This window comes from bacterium, from assembly GCA_013360195.1.
Classification (GTDB): Bacteria; Electryoneota; RPQS01; order RPQS01; family RPQS01; genus JABWCQ01.
Genome location: JABWCQ010000020.1, coordinates 11,987 through 29,587, shown reverse-complemented (window position 1 = coordinate 29,587; position 17,601 = coordinate 11,987). Strand labels below are relative to the sequence as shown.

The 17,601-nt window shown below is 54.9% G+C and carries 6 protein-coding genes and 1 tRNA gene; 2 read left to right on the top strand and 5 right to left on the bottom strand.

Annotated features, from left to right (window positions below; genetic code table 11):
- Nucleotides 1–129: 129 nt before the first annotated feature.
- The 4 genes from HUU59_12290 to HUU59_12275 all read right to left on the bottom strand — a co-directional run bounded on the left by HUU59_12290 (nt 130) and on the right by HUU59_12275 (nt 11,271).
- Nucleotides 130–1,017 carry a PD40 domain-containing protein gene (locus tag HUU59_12290; protein ID NUO20215.1) on the bottom strand — a complete coding sequence of 296 codons (888 nt, stop codon included), beginning with the start codon at nt 1,015–1,017 and terminating at the stop codon, nt 130–132.
- 14 nt (nt 1,018–1,031) lie between these two features.
- Nucleotides 1,032–2,342, bottom strand: a complete 1,311-nt coding sequence (locus HUU59_12285) for a S41 family peptidase (protein ID NUO20214.1) — start codon at nt 2,340–2,342, stop codon at nt 1,032–1,034.
- Nucleotides 2,343–2,495: 153 nt separating this feature from the next.
- Nucleotides 2,496–5,429, bottom strand: a complete 2,934-nt coding sequence (locus HUU59_12280; GenBank protein ID NUO20213.1) for a choice-of-anchor D domain-containing protein — start codon at nt 5,427–5,429, stop codon at nt 2,496–2,498.
- Nucleotides 5,430–5,574: 145 nt separating this feature from the next.
- Nucleotides 5,575–11,271 (bottom strand): hypothetical protein, encoded by a 5,697-nt coding sequence (locus HUU59_12275; GenBank protein ID NUO20212.1) that lies wholly within the window; start codon nt 11,269–11,271, stop codon nt 5,575–5,577.
- Nucleotides 11,272–11,642: 371 nt separating this feature from the next.
- Here HUU59_12275 and HUU59_12270 point away from each other — a divergent pair, with 371 nt between their 5' ends.
- Nucleotides 11,643–15,089, top strand: coding sequence for a S8 family serine peptidase (locus HUU59_12270; protein ID NUO20211.1), 3,447 nt, complete (start codon nt 11,643–11,645; stop codon nt 15,087–15,089).
- Between the two features lie 54 nt (nt 15,090–15,143).
- Here the strand turns inward: HUU59_12270 and HUU59_12265 are convergent.
- Nucleotides 15,144–15,218: transfer RNA gene (locus HUU59_12265), tRNA-Gln, on the bottom strand.
- A gap of 180 nt (nt 15,219–15,398) precedes the next feature.
- On the opposite strand from HUU59_12265, the gene HUU59_12260 reads away from it, so the two are divergent.
- The gene (locus HUU59_12260; GenBank protein NUO20210.1) at nt 15,399–17,588 is read left to right on the top strand and encodes a hypothetical protein; all 2,190 of its coding nucleotides are present in this window, start codon (nt 15,399–15,401) and stop codon (nt 17,586–17,588) included.
- The last annotated feature ends 13 nt before the right edge of the window (nt 17,589–17,601 follow it).

The window sequence follows — 17,601 nt, the reverse complement described above, 5'->3', positions numbered from 1 at the left end:
TGAATTGTCACAATGTACACAATTCAACTGCGGCTTTCAACAGTTCCATTCCCGATTCGGTCACAGGCAAAACCCCCTGCCAAGTACAGACTAAGCAGGGGGTCAAAAAGTGAAGGAGAATCGTCCGGTTTATTTCAGTTGCAGCAGAAAGACTCCGATAGTGCGGCCAATCTGGCGGTTAAAGACAACTGTTGAACCGTCGGGTGAAATTTGAGCCCGGGCATCGCGTTCATTCGAGAGCGGATAGGTCAAGCGTGTGCGGTTCGCGCCGTTGCTGTCCATCAGGTAAAGTGAAAATGTGCCGCTTTCATCGCAGGAGTAGATAATTTGTTTGCCATCGTGTGACCACGCAGGCCAACCCTCTGCGGAGGGAGTGTTCGTCACGTTTGTCCATTGTGTGAATCCGGCATCGCACACGTACACCTCGTCGTTCGCCTCGCCGCGAAGCATTACAATTTGCGACATGTCGGGCGAAAAACGGGCACAGGTTTCCACTTCATCGGAGTAGGTCAAACGCTCTTCGCCCGTGCCGTCCGCGTTAATGCGATAGACTTCGAAACTCATGTGGTCGTCACGGTTGGAATTGAAGAGTAACGACTTGCCGTCCGGCGAAAAATAGGGATGTATATCGCGCGCGACATGTTGTGTGAGCCGCTTCAGTCCCGTTCCGTCCACTGAAATCGTGTAAATTTCCTCGTTGCCGTCGCGGTCGGAGACAAAGGCGATTTGCGAGTTGTCGGGTGACCAATCCACGAAGTTGTTGTTGAAATCGTCCGCCATGACGGGTCTGTCCCCCGTCCCGTCGCGGTTCATGATGTGAATCTGCCACTTGCCCGTGCGGTTGGTTTGATAAAGAATTTGTTCACCATCCTTCGACCAGCGGGGATAGGCATTCTCCTTACCCGGTTCCCAGAGGATTTTCTCGGGCACGGCGGGATCCGATTCCATTGATGCAGCAACTGCTGTGATCGCGGAAACAGACCACGCAAACAGCATGACCGCAGTCTTAAACTTCATATGATACTCCTCACTCAATTTGTCCGATCTGATCTGTCGGTGCTTCCGTCTTCGTACAGTCCGATAATCGCTTCGGCCGGAGTTGATTCGCTGCCGGCAAATTCGATTCGGAAGTAGGACAATCCCTCAACTGCAAAGCGACGCGCCGTCAGCGGAGTCAGTTTGCGCAATTGGCCGTTATCACGCTGGTAAAAGAGAACGCCGTCGCGAAGGGTCACGCTTCGAGGCCCGTAGCCGCCCGCAAAGAACGAAAGTTCCGTCTCCGACAGTTGAACGGGATTCACGTGCGCGTTCAATTCGTCAATTAGCCATGACAACTGTTGCAGCCGCCGTTCGTCTGTCTCTGATTGGTGTAAACGGCGGGCAGCTTCAAGCATGGCAAGTTCCAAGGCAACGGAATCCTCGCACGGAATGTCCGGCAACACCCCAACTCCTTCCCAATTCGATCCTGTAATGGGATTGACGGCGCGTGTGAAGGGAATGGAAATCGTGACACCAAGGTCCGGCAGACCGTACGTGTGATTATCGTGCGCTCCGCCCCCGGTCGTGTCACCGATTATCGTTGCTCTGCGCAAGGCCTGAAGATTGTACGCGAACTCCTCGGCGGCGGAAAACGATTGACTACTCTGCAAAATATATACTGGTTGCGAGAGCATGCGGACACCATTCAGATTCGCATATGTCCAATATTGTTCGTGTTTGCCGTTGCGAGGACAAATAAAGCTGTTCAGGTGAACCCTGCCGTTCAGAAAATAGCTGGACATGAGCTGAATCATCTGCGGACTGCCGCCGCCATTCTCGCGCAGGTCAATGATTACGGCTTCGGAGTTGGCAAGAAAAGACATCGCTCCTTCGGCAACGCGTGCCGCCTCTTCGAGTCCCGAAAACTGATTCAGTTTCAGGTAGCCAATATTGCAGCGCAACCGCTCAACCTTTTCAAAACCGAAGTTATTGTAGCGGCCACGCTCCCTGTTCAACGAATCCCGCTGCGCACCGGTCGCCCTGTAAATCATGAGGGCGTGTTCCGGCTCAGCCCAGACTCCAAGGTGACGGTCCTTTGTCACTGACCGTAAGTCTGCCGTAACGGCGTGCGTGAAGTCCGGCAGCCACTTCAGGGTGTCGTAAGCTCCCCTTGCATACCGGTCCGTAATTAATTCCACCGCAGCCTCTGCCAAGTCACCAAACAGATACTCTTTGGCGATCATTTGAGCCAACGTGTCCACGATTGCGCGTTTCCGTTCAGGCGTAGCCGGAGGAATCTCTGACTGGGCCAGCGCCAGTGAACTGCTGACAAGAACGGTAAATGCGATGAAAATCCGATTCAATTTGTGCCTCGCTTGATAGTACAGCCGGACCCCATGAAGAGAGACATGAGAACCAGACGAATAGTTGCGGCAATTGGCGCCTATCCCCAAAAAAACGCCCCGCACAGTTCGTATGCGGGGCTGAACACACCTTGGATGAGATCGGGAATACTGCTACTTCAACAGCACGACCTTGTGTGTGGCCGTGAAGTCCGCGGCTTCAAGGCGGTAGAAGTAGAGACCGGACGGCAGTCCGTCCGCGGTGAACTGCACTCTGTGGCTTCCGCGCAGCATTGGCGCATTGACCAGCTCGGCGACTTCCTGACCGAGCGTGTTGAAGACTTTGAGCACGGTATGAGCATCCATGGCCAACGTGAATTCGATGGTCGTGCCGGCGTTGAAAGGATTCGGATAGGCGGCATTCAACGCGAACTCACTGGCCACGGGAGTTGGAGCCGCGTCGTCAATGATAACCCTTCCTGCGGACACGCAGTCCACCCAGCCGGCACGGTTGCCCATCAGAATTTCGACGACATTGCTGTTGTCAATATCGGGCAAGATTCCGACGCAATCGACAGCGTCAAAGTCCCCCGCTCCGACGGTGGAGAATATCTGCTCGCCGTCCCAGCCGCTCAGCGCTACCATGCGATCGCTTAATGTGCCGCATACCAGGTCCGCAATACCGTCGTCGTTCAAATCGGGCGCGGCCTCAAGACACAGCACATTTTCCGGATCATTGGGGTCAGCGATCTCATTCCAAATTTCGAAGCCCTGCGCTCCATCCAAACAAACCACGTGACCTGATGTCGTACCGTAAACCACTTCACGAACACCATCGCCTGTCATGTCGGGGAGAACCGTCAATTCATAGACGAACGTTCCGGCAGTAGAACGGAGCCAGAGCTGCTGTCCTGTCTCACCATCAATGGCGTAGATACCTAAGTAGGCAGAGGCCGCCGCGACATCGTCAGAGGTGTTGACGCCCGGATTAGCGTTGCCCATCCATTCGATGTCAAATACAGGAGAGTTGGCACCAATTGACGTCTGGAAAATCTGCTGTCCGGTCGCTCCGTTCATGCAAATCACCCAGCTTGTAGTTCCACCAAGAACTTCGGGAATGAAGTCACCCGTGAAATCCTGAACAGTGGTAAAAGCATAGAAAGAGGCGTATGCAGGTCCTTCCCACAACAATTCACCGGAAGCTCCGCTGAGTGCGAACACACGCCGCGGTCCGCCGCCACCGCCGTCGCTTCCGCCTGACGCCAATACGTCCGCGATGAAGTCTCCGTCAATATCCACAAAGCCTTCGACGTCATTCACCCAGCCGCCACCTGCCCACCAGCGTGTGTCAAACAGCCAGAGCTCTTCACCGGTTAACCCGGAAAGGGCAATGACCGAGAGACTGCCGCCTGCTGTACCGATTATCACGTCGTCCACTCCGTCGCCTGTAATATCCGTTATGCCGGACAATGCGCGGTCGTAATAGACCATTCCTGCATGATTCTGATCGGCGCGTGAGTTGTACGTCCAGAGCGTGTCCGCACTGTTTGCCGACGCACCATTGATACAGGCTGTCAGTCCCGTCCCGCCGCACGCAATTACTTCGGGAATTCCGTCACCGTTAACATCACCGATGGCTGTCACCGCATTGATGCCGACATCAAAGCTCTCCAGCGGGTCACGATAGGTCCAGATACTCTCGCCGGCATCGAAGTCAGCGATGACTCCTTCGCCATTCAAAACCACATTGAATTCAAGCTGGTCGGGGTCTGTTGAACCAATCGTCAAGGTGCCGTTGTGAAATCCTGATTCATGCGGAGCAAACCAAACGCGCACGAGCAGCGATTCCTGAGGAGCCAGCACGGCGGGCAATCCCGGCGCGTCCGCTGAATAGGACAGGCCGCTCGTGATTTCGGCCGCTTCAATGGTCAGATTGCCGTGACCTGTATTCGTGATTTCAACAATCCTTGACGAGCTTAACGTCGGACTTGGATACCAGACTTGTCCAAAATCCAGCGTTGTCGGTGACACAGAAATGTTGCCTTCATCCGCATGCGCAATGCCGCTCAATGTGACTCCAACCACCGGTTCGTCGGAATCGTTGGAATGTATCCACAGCGTGTCCGTGTATGTTCGCGGCTCCGGTGGATCAAACCGTATCGTCAGCGACTGAGCCTGTTCCGCAGGAATGCTCAGAGGAAAATTCGCAGCCACGACCGACATACCGATACCGACCGAGAAAGTGACTGAATCCAATCTGAGCGACACATTTCCAATATTGGTGACAACCATGTTCCAATCCACCGGAAATCCCACGACCTGTTCACCGAAATCGTGGAAGGTGGAGTCGAGTGCAATGTCCGGCGAAATCGCGTTGCTGACGTCATATTGAAGAACACGGTTTTGATTCGAGTTCTGATCTATCGCAATCACCCACAGAAAACCGTCTACCCAAGCCAGCCCGCGAATCCGGCGGTCGGGCAGCGTAGCGTGTTCCGGCAACGTAAATTGCCAGTTCAATTCACCGGTCTCGGCATCGAAGCGATAGACGACGTCACCGTCCGCGTTCACAGATGTCGTCCACAAATATCCCTCACTATAGGCAACGCCGCGCACTTGATCACCGAAAGCATTCAAGCTGTCGAGCCGGGCGCCTGTTTCGGACGAAATCTTCAGCATTTTGTTGGACGGAAAGTATCTGCTCACCCAGAAATCATTTCCGTCTGCCGCCATTCCACCGGCATAGCCTGCGGCCGGGTCGGGAATGGAATCCAATACCACTCCAGTTGCCGCATCAAGCTGATAGATTTGCTGACGGCTGAGATTCCCGGAAATTGTCCACAGTGTTCCGTTGGCATACACGAGACCGTCGGAGCCGTTGACCGGCGATGTGATTGTATCCAATGCCGCGCCGTTGACCGGACTGAATCGCACCAACCGGTTTGAGTTGTCGCCCGACCAGAAGGCTTCGCCGTCATAGGTCAACGACTGGGATGTGGACGAAGGCGCGGGGATACTCCCCACAAGTACTTGCGCAAGGGTTTCACCGCCAAACAAAGCGGCAAACCCCGCAATGACAAAAGCTGCTTTCAACGTATTTCCTGACATGGGTCCTCCTTACCCGAACACTCCCCGAATTCCCGAAGAGTCGCGGTATTGTTGCAAATTGGATGAGCAGTCCTAACCGAAATAAAGACACAACGGGGACACCGCCCGTGGGCGTCCCCGTTGTAATGTAAGTTATCCTGAGGATTTATTCAACCGGTTCGGTTGAGGCCACCACCACATAGAATCGAATATTGCTTGCCGCCAGCGCACCGATGTCCACAAAGGTTGTGTCGGCCGTGCTGCCCAGCGAGTTTGCCGGAATGATCTCGAAATCGGACACGTTCGACGCATAGATTTCATAGCTTTGAGCATTCGTGGTGCCGGTCCAAGTCAATATCGCGTTCCCGTTATCGTAGTCGATGGTGATAATCAGGTCAACCACCGGCTGCGCTTCGGCAAACGGTTCGTACTCGTCGGCGCCGATATCCGGATTTGTCGCAGAGCGCGGATCGCCGTCAATGTCCTCGGTGAGCAGGGCAATGGGCTGTGCCAATCCATCCACGGTCGAAGACAGCGTATCTATGTGCAAGTCGGTGTTGCTGACGAAACCGGGATCGAGGCCGATGCCGTTCGCGTCACGTCCCGAAGCCTGCCAGGTTGCGAAGTCGGCAAAAATATTCGCGCCATCGCGGCCTGTGCTGTAGAATGCGCCCGTGCCGTAGAGGCAATTGTAGTTGGATTCCACAAGCGTACCGGATGACCTCCAAATCGCATAGCAGGTGTTGGTGTCCTGTTCGACTTTGACAATGTTGTTCAACGCCGTCACACTGCCCGCACCTAAATAGATACCGGCAATTTCATCACCGTTTGCAACGTTGTTCATCAGGATGCTGTTGTTCACGGCAAAGGTGTTGCCCGTGCTGCTGCGAATACCGAAGATTCCCGGTCCGCTCGTCTGGAAATCATAGACGAAATTATTGAACACGTACGAATAACCTGTCGTGCCGGGACCGGAATAGACCCCCGCAACGTCCGGGAAGTTGCCCGTGTTGGTGTGGCGGAAGTTATGAATCCGATTGGCATGCACGAACACGCTGTCATCCGCGGTCAAGGCGGCCACGTAGACTCCGTAGCAGGAGGTGGATGAATAGCCATGCGGCTCGATGTCGTTATGGTGGACATTCGCCAGATGCGCGTCATCAAGATAGACACCGTAGCTGGCCGCGAGAATCGTGCAATTCATCACTTCGAGACCAAGCACCGTGCCTGTTCCGCCTTCGCAGCGAACACCGTAAAACGCGCCGCGAATCGTGACTCCGTCCACCAAGCAGTTGTCGTTGCCGTCAAAGTTCACCTTGACACCGCGTGTGGAGGAGTTTGAACTGTCTCGCGCCGTAATCGAGAGGTCACGCAGGGTTATGTACTGTGCGCCGTTGTCCAACTCGACGGCGACGTTAGTGGCGTTGGTGGCGACGATGTCAATGCCCTCAAAGGTGATGAAGTCCGCGCCGTCAAAGTACACGACACGCGGAGCAACTCCGTCCTGAAGAATGACGACATCGAGTTCAGGTGATTGATGCGCACGGAAAATGACACGGTCCACGAAATTCGCGCCGCTTATTGCAGTCAGCACGATGCTTTCGTTATATGTTCCGTCATACGCTTCGATAATCACTTCACCGTCAATGCCGCGCTGCTGCAGTGCGGTCACAGCTTCGTTAAAGGTTGCAAAGTCGTTATTGCCGCCGCCGAGGTCATAAATACCCGACATCGGAGGTCCGACCACGGTCACCGCAGAGGTTGCGCTGTCATTGTCCGCATAGGCATCCGTTGCAAGGAACGCCTGGACTTCCAACTGACCGATTTCGAAATCGGATGTCGGCGGAGTCCACGGCAGTGAAATCGTGTCACGCACACCTGAAGCCAGCGAGACGAGGAGCTCTGATTGCTGAACGCCGTTGTAGAACAACCGCACCGGAACGTCCGTTTCCGCATTCGTGCCGAAGTTTTCGATATCGGCTTGAATGGAAGTCGGCACGCCGCCGATGTAGCTGGCCTGCAGGTTGACAATCGCATACACACCGTAGTCATGCGCGAGGGACGAGAATTCATATTCGTCGGCGCCGATATCGGGCGGTGAGTTGCGGGTTTCGTCGTCAATATCGGTGGTTACGATGGCAACCGTCTGTCCCGCGCCGTCTACGAGGTCAAAGGTCGGTGCAATGTGCAGATTCGTCGCGTCCACGAAACCCGCAAGGCCGGACACGGAGTTGGCGTCAAAACCGGTCGCCGCATTCCAAGCCGCGAGCGTCGCATGGCTGCTGCCGCTGAAACCGACGTTGTAGCCCGTTCCGGAACCGTATACGCAGTTGTAGTTACTGCTGAGCGAGCCGCCGGCAAGGTAGATTGACCAGCACTCTTCGGTCGGTACGTCAAGCTGCAGGATGTTGTTCACCAGAGAGGCCGCCGTCGAAGCACCGGTCATGTAGAATCCGTAAATGTTGCCCGTCGTGGCAACGTTGTTGATTCGGACGCTATTGTTGTAGAACTCCGAGTTGCCGGTCGTCGAGCGCATTCCATACACCGTGCCGCCCGTCACGTTCCAATCGTAGATGAAATTGTTGTAGGAAATGTGGGTCGTGCCTGCAGATGTGCTGACATTGACACCGTTCGAAGTTGTGCTCGAGCGGAAGTTGTGTATCTGATTGTTGTAGGAGTACGTCGTGTTGCCCGTATTGTGGGTCGTCACGTACACGCCGTAAATTTCCGTCGCTGCGCTGGCCCAGCCGGGTTGAATATCACAATGGTGAACGCTGCTGCCGTTCTGGCGCTCGAGATATGCACCGTACTTGCCTTCGAGAATCGAACAGCCGCGCACCTCATTGGACTGGTCGCTTGTGGTCGAGGAGCCGCTTAAGCGCACACCGTAGTAGGCGCCGGAGATTACGGCATTTTCAATCACGTTGTTGTCGTTGCCACCGCCGACGACGTACACACCGTAGTTGGATGTGCCCGACACGCTTGCGCCGGTAATCGCACAATCCTTGATTGTGTTATAATCCGCGTCGCCAGTGATTTCCACAGCCCGGCCCGTGCCGGTGCAGGTGATATCGATGTTCTCAAATGTCACGTAGTCCGCACCGTTCAATTGGACGGTCGGGCTGGCGGCGACAATTTCCGGCGGAGTCAAGGCCGGGTCAAGACCGACAAATGTGATGGTGTTTGTCGCGGATGCGCCGGGTATCGCGGGAACGGACACGGATTGATTGTAGGTGTTTGCATACACATTGAATGTGACCGCGCCGCTTACACCGCGTAACGCCAAATCCGCAACAGCGGCCGCGACAGTTGCATAGTCGTTGTCGCCGCCGCCGACGTCATAACCACCCGACATCGGCAAACCGACCACCTGTACCGCCGCAAGGGCACTGTCATTGGCCGAGTCTACGTCGCCTGGCAGGAAGCTCTGGACTTCAAGATTTCCGCTGCTTGGAGCGGCCGGAGTCGTCCAGGAGAATACGACAGTGTCAACTTCTTCGGGAGCAAGACTCACAAGCAGTTCCTGCACTTGCGTGTTGGCATAGAACAAACGAATAGGTATGTTTACCTGAGCCGCGCTGCCGCGGTTCTGTACGCGGGCGTTAATCGGTGTCACCGTATTTTCAGGATAGAGCGGGGTGATGCCAATCAATTCGAGCACAGCATAGTCGTTCGGCGGCGCCATAGCCTGATATTCGTCGGCACCGATGTCCGGTGTCGCCGTGCGCGTATCACCGTCAATGTCATCCGTGATGCCTGCAATCGGCGCTCCGGCGTTACTCACGAGTGTGAAGGCGGGTTGAATATGCAAATCCGCTCCACTCACGAAGCCCGGATTGCCTTCAACACCGAAGTTCTCATAATCCGTGCCAGCCTGCAATGCGGCGAGATTGTTATATTCCACCGTTCCGACGTCGAAGACCTGATAGTTTGTACCGCCGTCGTTGTAGTAGGCATTGTTTTCCAGAATGGTGGGATTGTACCCTGCCGACAAACCGTAGTAAACATCGGTTGCCGCGGTGGCTTCGGCGAAATAGAAGATGTTATTCTGAATGTTTGCCGTTTGAGCACTCGCCGCTTTATAGTAGCCGCGCACTGCGCCGGTGCCGTTCAGGTCGGCGATGTACATACTGTTGAAGTAGTAGTTCACCGTACCGTTCGAGGCATACACCCCCTGCAATCCTCCGGTACCCGACGTAAAGGCGTCGTAGAGGAAGTTGTTGTGGAAGTTAATCGTCGTGTTTGCACCCATGTTCGCCCGCAGGAAGCCAATCGTTCCCGTGCCGACGACGTTGTGAATCTTGTTGCGATAGATGTGAATCGTAGTGCCTGCGGCGGATGATGCGGTTTCAATGGCGTAGTTCGAAGAACCGCTGTCGTTGGCCTGAAAATCGCAATCGCGGACAATTAAACCGTCGCAGTCATCCGTGTACAACGCAATTTCGCAATTTACGGTCGTGCAGTTCTCAATAATGATGCCCGAGCTGGCTGGAGCCGCACCGGATGTCAGATAGATACACTCGATACCCTTGCGGCAATCGAGACCTGAGAACAAGTTGTTGCTGTTGCCGTTGCCGAACAGACGAATCACATGCGAAACCGTGCTCGCCAGATGCGATTCCAACACGCAGTCACGGAATATGTTCTCCGCGGAACCGCCCTGAAGCTGCAGACAGTTGTCCGTTTCCACGCTTGCCCAAATATCGATGCCGTCCCACGTAATAAAGCTCGCGCCGTTCAAGAGCACAACCGGAATTGAGGAGGTCGTGGCCGACGAGTCGAGGATTCGCGCCGTGCCGGACGCATCATTAAAGGTCACGCGATTGGTCGCGTTTGCGCCGGGAATCGCGCCGATGAATTCAATGCGCTCTTCATAATCCGAACCGTAGACATCAAAGGTCACAGGACCGGCAACACCGTTGCCGTACAGCGCCGCGACCGCTTCCGTGAAGCTTGCGTAATCCGGTGTCGCACCGCCAATGTCATAGGTGCCGGATAGCGGCGCACCTACGACGGTAAAGGACCAAACTGGTCCGTCCGTTTCGCCGTAGACATTGCGGGTCACAACTTTCCAATAGTAGGTCTGATCATTTGCAAGGTCTGCAGGCGGATTATAGGAAGAGGTGTTCACATTGTTAATCTTCCTTGCCGCGGCGATTTCGTTGACCACGGAGTCCGATGTCCATGCCAAATAGAGATCCACCGTCTCCGTGCCAATGCCATTTACCCAGAGCAGGTCCGTGTTGGCAGCCACGCCGACCGCTTCGTTGGCGGGGCTCGGTGAGCCTGCTTCGTTCGGCGGAGCAAGCAGTTCCGGTCCAGTCACGTCATCGAGAAAAACCTGATTGCCGCCATCGCCTTCATCGCGGTGCACGAAGGCCACGTAGATATCCTGACCGACATAGGGAGCAAGACTCACGATGTAGTTAATGTACTCGTTGATAAACGCACCGCCTGAGCCGCACTTGTATTGCGCAAGCACAGTCGTGAAGCTGGACGGCAGCGAATCCGTCGCGCTTAAGCGAACATAAATTGAATCGTTGTCCACGACAAACGAAAATTGGGTCCGCAGCCAATAGGAAAGTTCATCCGTCACATCGTTCACGTGCAGTTTCGGTGAAATCAACCACCGCTCCGCCACACCGATGACATCCTCGTCCGTCACCTGCGCCTTTGCCGTGCCGGAATGCGTATTTGATGTCGTGCGGCTCCATAGAGTTACGCCGTCGCCGGTTTCAAAACTCTGCCAACCGACCGGCGGAAACGTTGTTCCGTCGAAACTCTCATTTAGATCGACTGCAAGTGCCGACGATGCCATGCAAAGTAGAAACGCCCAAGTCAACAACCCTTTGATACGATCCATTGTGTGCCTCCTTAACCTACTGTCCTCAGGATAGAGCCGTGGTGACCCTCCCTGCACAAAATCAGATTCTGTCACGTCCTAGTTCTCAGTTCCAACGGCAAATTCATTCCGTTTTCAACACTATAATATATACCTCATAGTAGCTTCAAGCAACACTTATTTTTACTCCTGTTATATCGTCATCACGTGTTCCAATCCAAAGAGCCAAGGATAACACTTTGTTTTTTCGGGATGTCGTTAAAAAGAGTTCAAAGTCTGAAATTGCAATGTTTTTCACGCACAGTTGATTTCCATTTCATGCCTCCGTAACTTATTCCTGTCAGACATTGCTGACCCAAATTCCCCCAATATCAATACAACAGCCGCGAACGATGAATTCCCCGCATTGCCCACTTCGATTGCTCGTTTCCGCGCTTTGCCTCTGCGCGCTGCTTCTCCCTGCGTCCGCTGTGGAGCAAGCCGGCATCTCCGACGCGATAAGTGATGAGATTGTCGCTCAATTGACGCACCTAATGCCCGACGACGAGCTGACCGTCATCGCCTATCTTATTGACCAAGCTGATATTGCCACGCTTGATTTTGAACTTAGCAAAATGCGCGCAACCAGGCAGCACCGTCACCAAGTGATTGTGGATGAACTGCGCCGCGTGGCGCATGACTCACAACTCCCGCTTCTGCTAATGCTGGACGAACTGAAACTTGCGGGCGATGTTTCCGGCTTCACTCCTTACTGGATTGTGAATGCGATTGTGTTTCGCGGAAATCGCACCGCTCTTCAACAAATTGCATCGCACCCAGATGTGCAATGGATGGAGTTGAACTTCAGTCCTTCTCTTATCGAGCCAGTTGATTATGACCGTGGACGTTCGTTGCCGTTGGATGAAAACCATGGAGTTCCAACAGGTGTTCGCGCTATCGGGGCACGCCGGGTGTGGTACGAGCTCGGTTACACCGGCGCGGGAAGACTGGTTGCAAATATTGACACCGGTGTAGACGGCGCACATCCGGCTCTGGCGGGAAGATGGCGCGGCACGAGCGAACCCGCAGATGAATGCTGGCTGGATGTCGTGCGCAATTCCACTTTCCCCGAAGATGACAGCCCGTCCGGAGGACACGGCACGCACGTCATGGGCACCATTTGCGGCAATTCAACCGTTACCAATGATTCCATCGGCGTTGCGCCGGGGGCGCAGTGGATAGCCTGCAACGCGATTGACCAGGGCAGCAGTGATGCTTTTGACAATGATATTCTCACCGCATTCCAGTGGTTTGCCGACCCCGACAGCAACAGCGCGACGCTTGATGATGTTCCCGACGTTGTTCACAATTCATGGGGAGTGGACGGCCGCTTCTCGGGCTACTCCGACTGCTATCAGCTATGGAACCAAGCCATTGTGAACTGCGAAGCGGCCGGTGTGGTTGTCACGTTTTCCGCCGGAAATGAAGGTCCGTCGAGTCGTACATTGCGCAGCCCGGCGACGGTGCAGATTGACTCCGTCACCGTGTTCTCCGTCGGAGCGGTTGATGCCAATGCTGACACCATCCCGCCATACAACATCGCTTCGTTCTCCAGCAGAGGTCCGACCGACTGCCCGCCGTTCTCGCTCATCAAGCCCGAAGTCTGTGCGCCCGGAGTGGATGTTTACTCTTCATTCCCCGATGGGAACTATACCCGCTTAAGCGGCACCTCGATGGCGGGACCGCATGTGGCTGGAATAGTCGCGCTGATGCGGGAGGCCAATCCCAATGCGGAAGTGCGTGAAATCAAGTCCATTCTCATGCGCACTGCGATTGACTACGGTGACGCGGGTGAAGACAACACCTTCGGATTCGGATTCGTGGATGCCTATCAAGCCGTTGTGGAGATTTCCGCCAACCGCAGCATCGTGACCGGTGTTGTCACAGATGAAAACTCCGGAAGCCCGCTCGGACATGCGACCGTCAGCGCCGGCAGCCGAGTACGTCAAACGAACGCCAGCGGCGAATACACACTATCTCTTCCCGGTGATACGACGTGGCAGCTCATTTACAGAGCGTATGGTTATATGCCGGAATCTCTAAATGTGGAATTGGGAATCGCCGAAACACTTCGCGTTGATGCCGCTCTGACTTCTCTGCCGCAAGGAACCGTGCGCGGTGTGGTGCGCGCCGGCGCAAACATTCCGGTTTCCGAAGCAACGGTGGAGTTCCCCGGAACTCCCTTGCCGCAACTCATTACGGATGCAAACGGTGAATTCGAATTAGCTGTGCCGGGCGATTCGTCTTACGTGTTGGAAGTTTCCTACGGCGGTGTTACCGCCGATACTTCCTTCACCATTGCCACGGGACAGACTATCGAACTCGAACTGTTTTTGCTGTCGCTTCTCTCCGAACCGCAAGGACCTGATAACTACGGTTATCGTGCCTACGACCATCTTGACATCGGAATACCGCCGCTCTTTGATTGGCTCGAAATCGCGCCCTCACGCGGGGGCAGCGGCACACTCTATGCCGTGGAGGACCGGGACTCTTCTGTATATGTCCGCACTCCCTTCCCGTTCCGCTATTACGGTCTCGAGTATGACTCGATTACCATCAACGAAAACGGCTGGATTGCCGCAGGGATTTCGCACGACCACTCCTTCTTCAATTTCCAGATTCCGAGTGCGTCCGGTCCGCCTGCCATGATGGCACTCTTCTGGGACAATCTGCATTGGGACCCGGAACAATCGGAGTTCTGTGTCTATCATGACACGCTGAATTGCCGGCTCGTTATTGAGTTTCTGAACTTCAAGTTTGCTTCTGCGACGGACTTAAGCATTACGTGCCAGCTCCAAATCTTTGACCCTGCGGCGTGGCCGACTCCCACCGGTGATGCGGAACTCCTGATGCTCTACGAGCAAATTGAGCTTCCCAATTCTTCCACCGTCGGTATCGAAAATCACACGGAATCCGCTGGTGTGCAGTGTCTTTTCAACGGTGCGAACGGGAATCGCACGTGGGGAATCCGGGCAGGATCAGCCCTACTCTTTACGACTCGCACTCTCCCCTTTGCAACCGGAAGTTTGAGCGGCACTGTCACCGCTCATCCGCTCCCCGATGATTGGAGTCATGCGGTGGTTCGGGCGGGCTGTGAGTATATTGCGGTGATGAGTGGAGCGTTTAACTCGGAGAATGTCCTGTCCGGATTGCGGGATGCAGTCTTCCTGCTCCCCGGCTATGAACGTGCCGTCGCACAAATTCAAATTGGTGAAGATTCACTGTCTCATTGGAACATCGAAGTCTGGAGGCTGGACCCGCCGCGAAATCTCACCGGACAGGCAGTCAATGACACGCTAATACTTACATGGGAGCCGCCGCAATCTGAATCGCTCGACGAGTTCGAACGCTACCTGATTTTCCGCGATGGCGCGCTGCTTGCCGCCGCGACCACTGAGACATATCGTGACCCCATTGTCGGCACACAAGTCCGGAACTATTATCTAATCGCCGAGTACGGCGGCGGAGTCAGTGACACCAGCAATCACTTCATCTTCGATCCGACGTCAGCCGTTGAACTACCTGCGGGCATGCCGCGTGAGTTCTCCCTCTCGCCGGCCTATCCGAATCCGTTTAACCCCGCAACGTCATTCACCCTGACCTTGCCGCATGCGTCGCACGTCTCTGTTGTTGCCTTTGACTTGCTGGGTCGAATCACAGCCGAGATTCTTGCCGAATCCCTGCCCGCCGGGTATCACACGGTGCATTGGAATGCGGCACAGTTGCCCAGCGGACTCTATTTCATCCGAGTTACAGCCGGACCGAAGGAAGCGGTGAACAAAGTTCTCCTGTTGAAATAAACCCCTGTTTGCAAAGCAGAAAGCCCCCGAGGGATTCCTCGAGGGCTTTTTTTATGGCTGGGGAACAGGGACTCGAACCCCGATTCACAGATCCAGAGTCTGGTGTCCTGCCAATTAGACGATTCCCCACTACTGAACAGTAGCCTTTACAATGTTATAACGGACTGTTCGGGCGACTAATATAAGACTTAAACCTTCGAGAAGCAAGGGGCGGATGTTCGCCAAAGCTGGCCGTCTTTTTGCGATTTATATTCTGAACGATAACTGTAAATGATTGTAATCCGAAAAGCTATAGGTGGTGAACGCCCAATGGATGCGTCGCAAAATGCCTACGATGTGACCACTCCGCTCCTCCGTCAGGTGCCCCAATCTGCCCTTGATGTCGTGTTTGGGGCAGCAGCGCTTGTTTCTCCCGACCTCAAATTGGCCATTGTCGGGCGTACTTGGGATGAGTTTATGGCCCGCTCCGGCCGAGGGGATCTTTCGCGAAATGCCATGATGGGCAGTTCGATCCTGTTGTTCTTCCGCAACGATGAACAGCGACGGGTCTTCGAGAGCCTCCTCCACTCCATGCACTCTGATGAACTTGGCGTTCACAATCAAGTCGTGGATCTCGGCACCAAAGAGAAGCCGTTTTATGTTCAACTCCATGTACAAGGGTTGTGGCAGGAGGGTGTGTTCGCCGGGTACTTCATTCACTGTCTCGATATCACGCGAGAGCATCAGAATCGACTCGCTCTGATTGAGCAGAACCGTGACCAGTTGTCGGGCCGCGAGCTGGCCGAAAAGGCTCAGCAGCAGGTTAATCAACTGCAGGAAAAACTGCGCGCGGCCACTGAAGAAATCGCACAACGCGAATCGCAGCTCAAGAAGATGGCCGAGAAGATGGTGCGGCTTGAAAAGAGTTCGAAAGAGGCTCTTGAACGGGCGGAAAAGTCCGTGGAACGCTCGTCCCGCCTTCAGCATGAACTCGACAAATTCAAGAAGCAGCAGACCGATAACAACAGCGCTATTGCCGAAGCCGCGGAGCTGCGGTCTCAACTCGAAACATTGCAAGCCGAACTTGCCGCGCGGCGGGATGAAAACAGTAAGCTCACCGGCGCAGTTGCCGCCGCAAATGAAACGGTTGACGATTTAAGGCGGGAACTTGATTCGCTGCACGAGCTGCAGAACGGTCAGGCCGAAGGGGCGAACGCCGCGCAATCTGAAATCTCAGAATTGAAGGCCAAGGTCAAGCAGCTTGCCGAAAGCTGTGAACTCTTTGAAACCGAATCTGCTGAACTTTCCAAGGCTTTGGAGCAAAGCAAACAGGAAACCACACAACTCAAGAATACAGTCGCCCAACTTGAAGAAGCTCTTGAAAGCGCGCGCGGCGAAGCGTCCGAGCTGAAGGCCGCCCTCGAACAGGTCCAAAGCAAACCAGCGGAAGTCGTTAAGGAAGTCGTTACAGAGGTAGTCACTGAAGTTGTCAAGGAAGTCACCGTTGATCCGACGGCCGGGGAATTCCTGAACTACATTTCGCAGCGCGCTTGCTTCGTTGACAAGGACGGCAAAGTGCTCTGCGCGACAGGCTCTTTTTGGGAACAGGTCGGTGCCGTGGCTGAACAGGCGGTCGGACAGTCGTTCACTGAATGGCTGCCCGCGGACGAAGCCAAGTCCTTCAAGAAGTGGCTGAAGTCGCATACCGAAGGGTGGTGTCAGGTGACCTCCCGCGATGGCACGAGTTGGAAAGCCTGTCCGGTGATGGATTCCGACGGCAACTGGATTGGAGCGGAAATTGAAGAGCTTCCGCCCGTTCCGGCTCCGGCCCCTGCGGCACAATCCCAAAACGGCTCGATGATTTCATTCGCACCGCAATTACCCTCGCATATGCGCACGCTCTCGCGCGAACTCGCTGATGAGTTCAGTAACTTGCTCACGGGAGTGTTGGGTCACGCATCTCTCGCCGCAGCAGAGCAGGACGGCACGACGTCGCGGGAGATTCTGGAAATCGAAAAGTCAGCACGCGAAGCGGCACAGCTCGTGCGTAAACTTTCGGCACTGGGGGGACACGGACGACACGTGCATGAATGCGATCTGTTGTCGACGCTGCAGCAGTATGTGAAGAAGATGCAACCCGGATTCTTTGGCGAGCGCCCGCAAGCCGTCCTATGTGAAGAAAGCTGCCGCGTGAACGCGGATGCGAACAGTTTAAGGCTGGTGCTGGACTCTATCTCTGCTCATGCCCGGGAGAATCTGGCGAATGACGGCCATGTGTGCTACACGCTATCCTACACGGAGAGTCAGGCCTTCATTTCCCTCTCATACGATGGTGTCGCGCGCTATCCCGCAGGGTGGTCGGACGGGCAGCCGCCCGCGGTCGGGCAAGCCGGTTGGGATTTGATATTTGCCCGCGAAGTGCTGCGAGGCATGGGCGGCGAACTTGACCTGACTGAAGACAGCGGCCAAGCGATGCTTTTGATAACATTGCCGTTGGCACGGGCGGCCGTGGCGACTTAGGACATCGTAACAT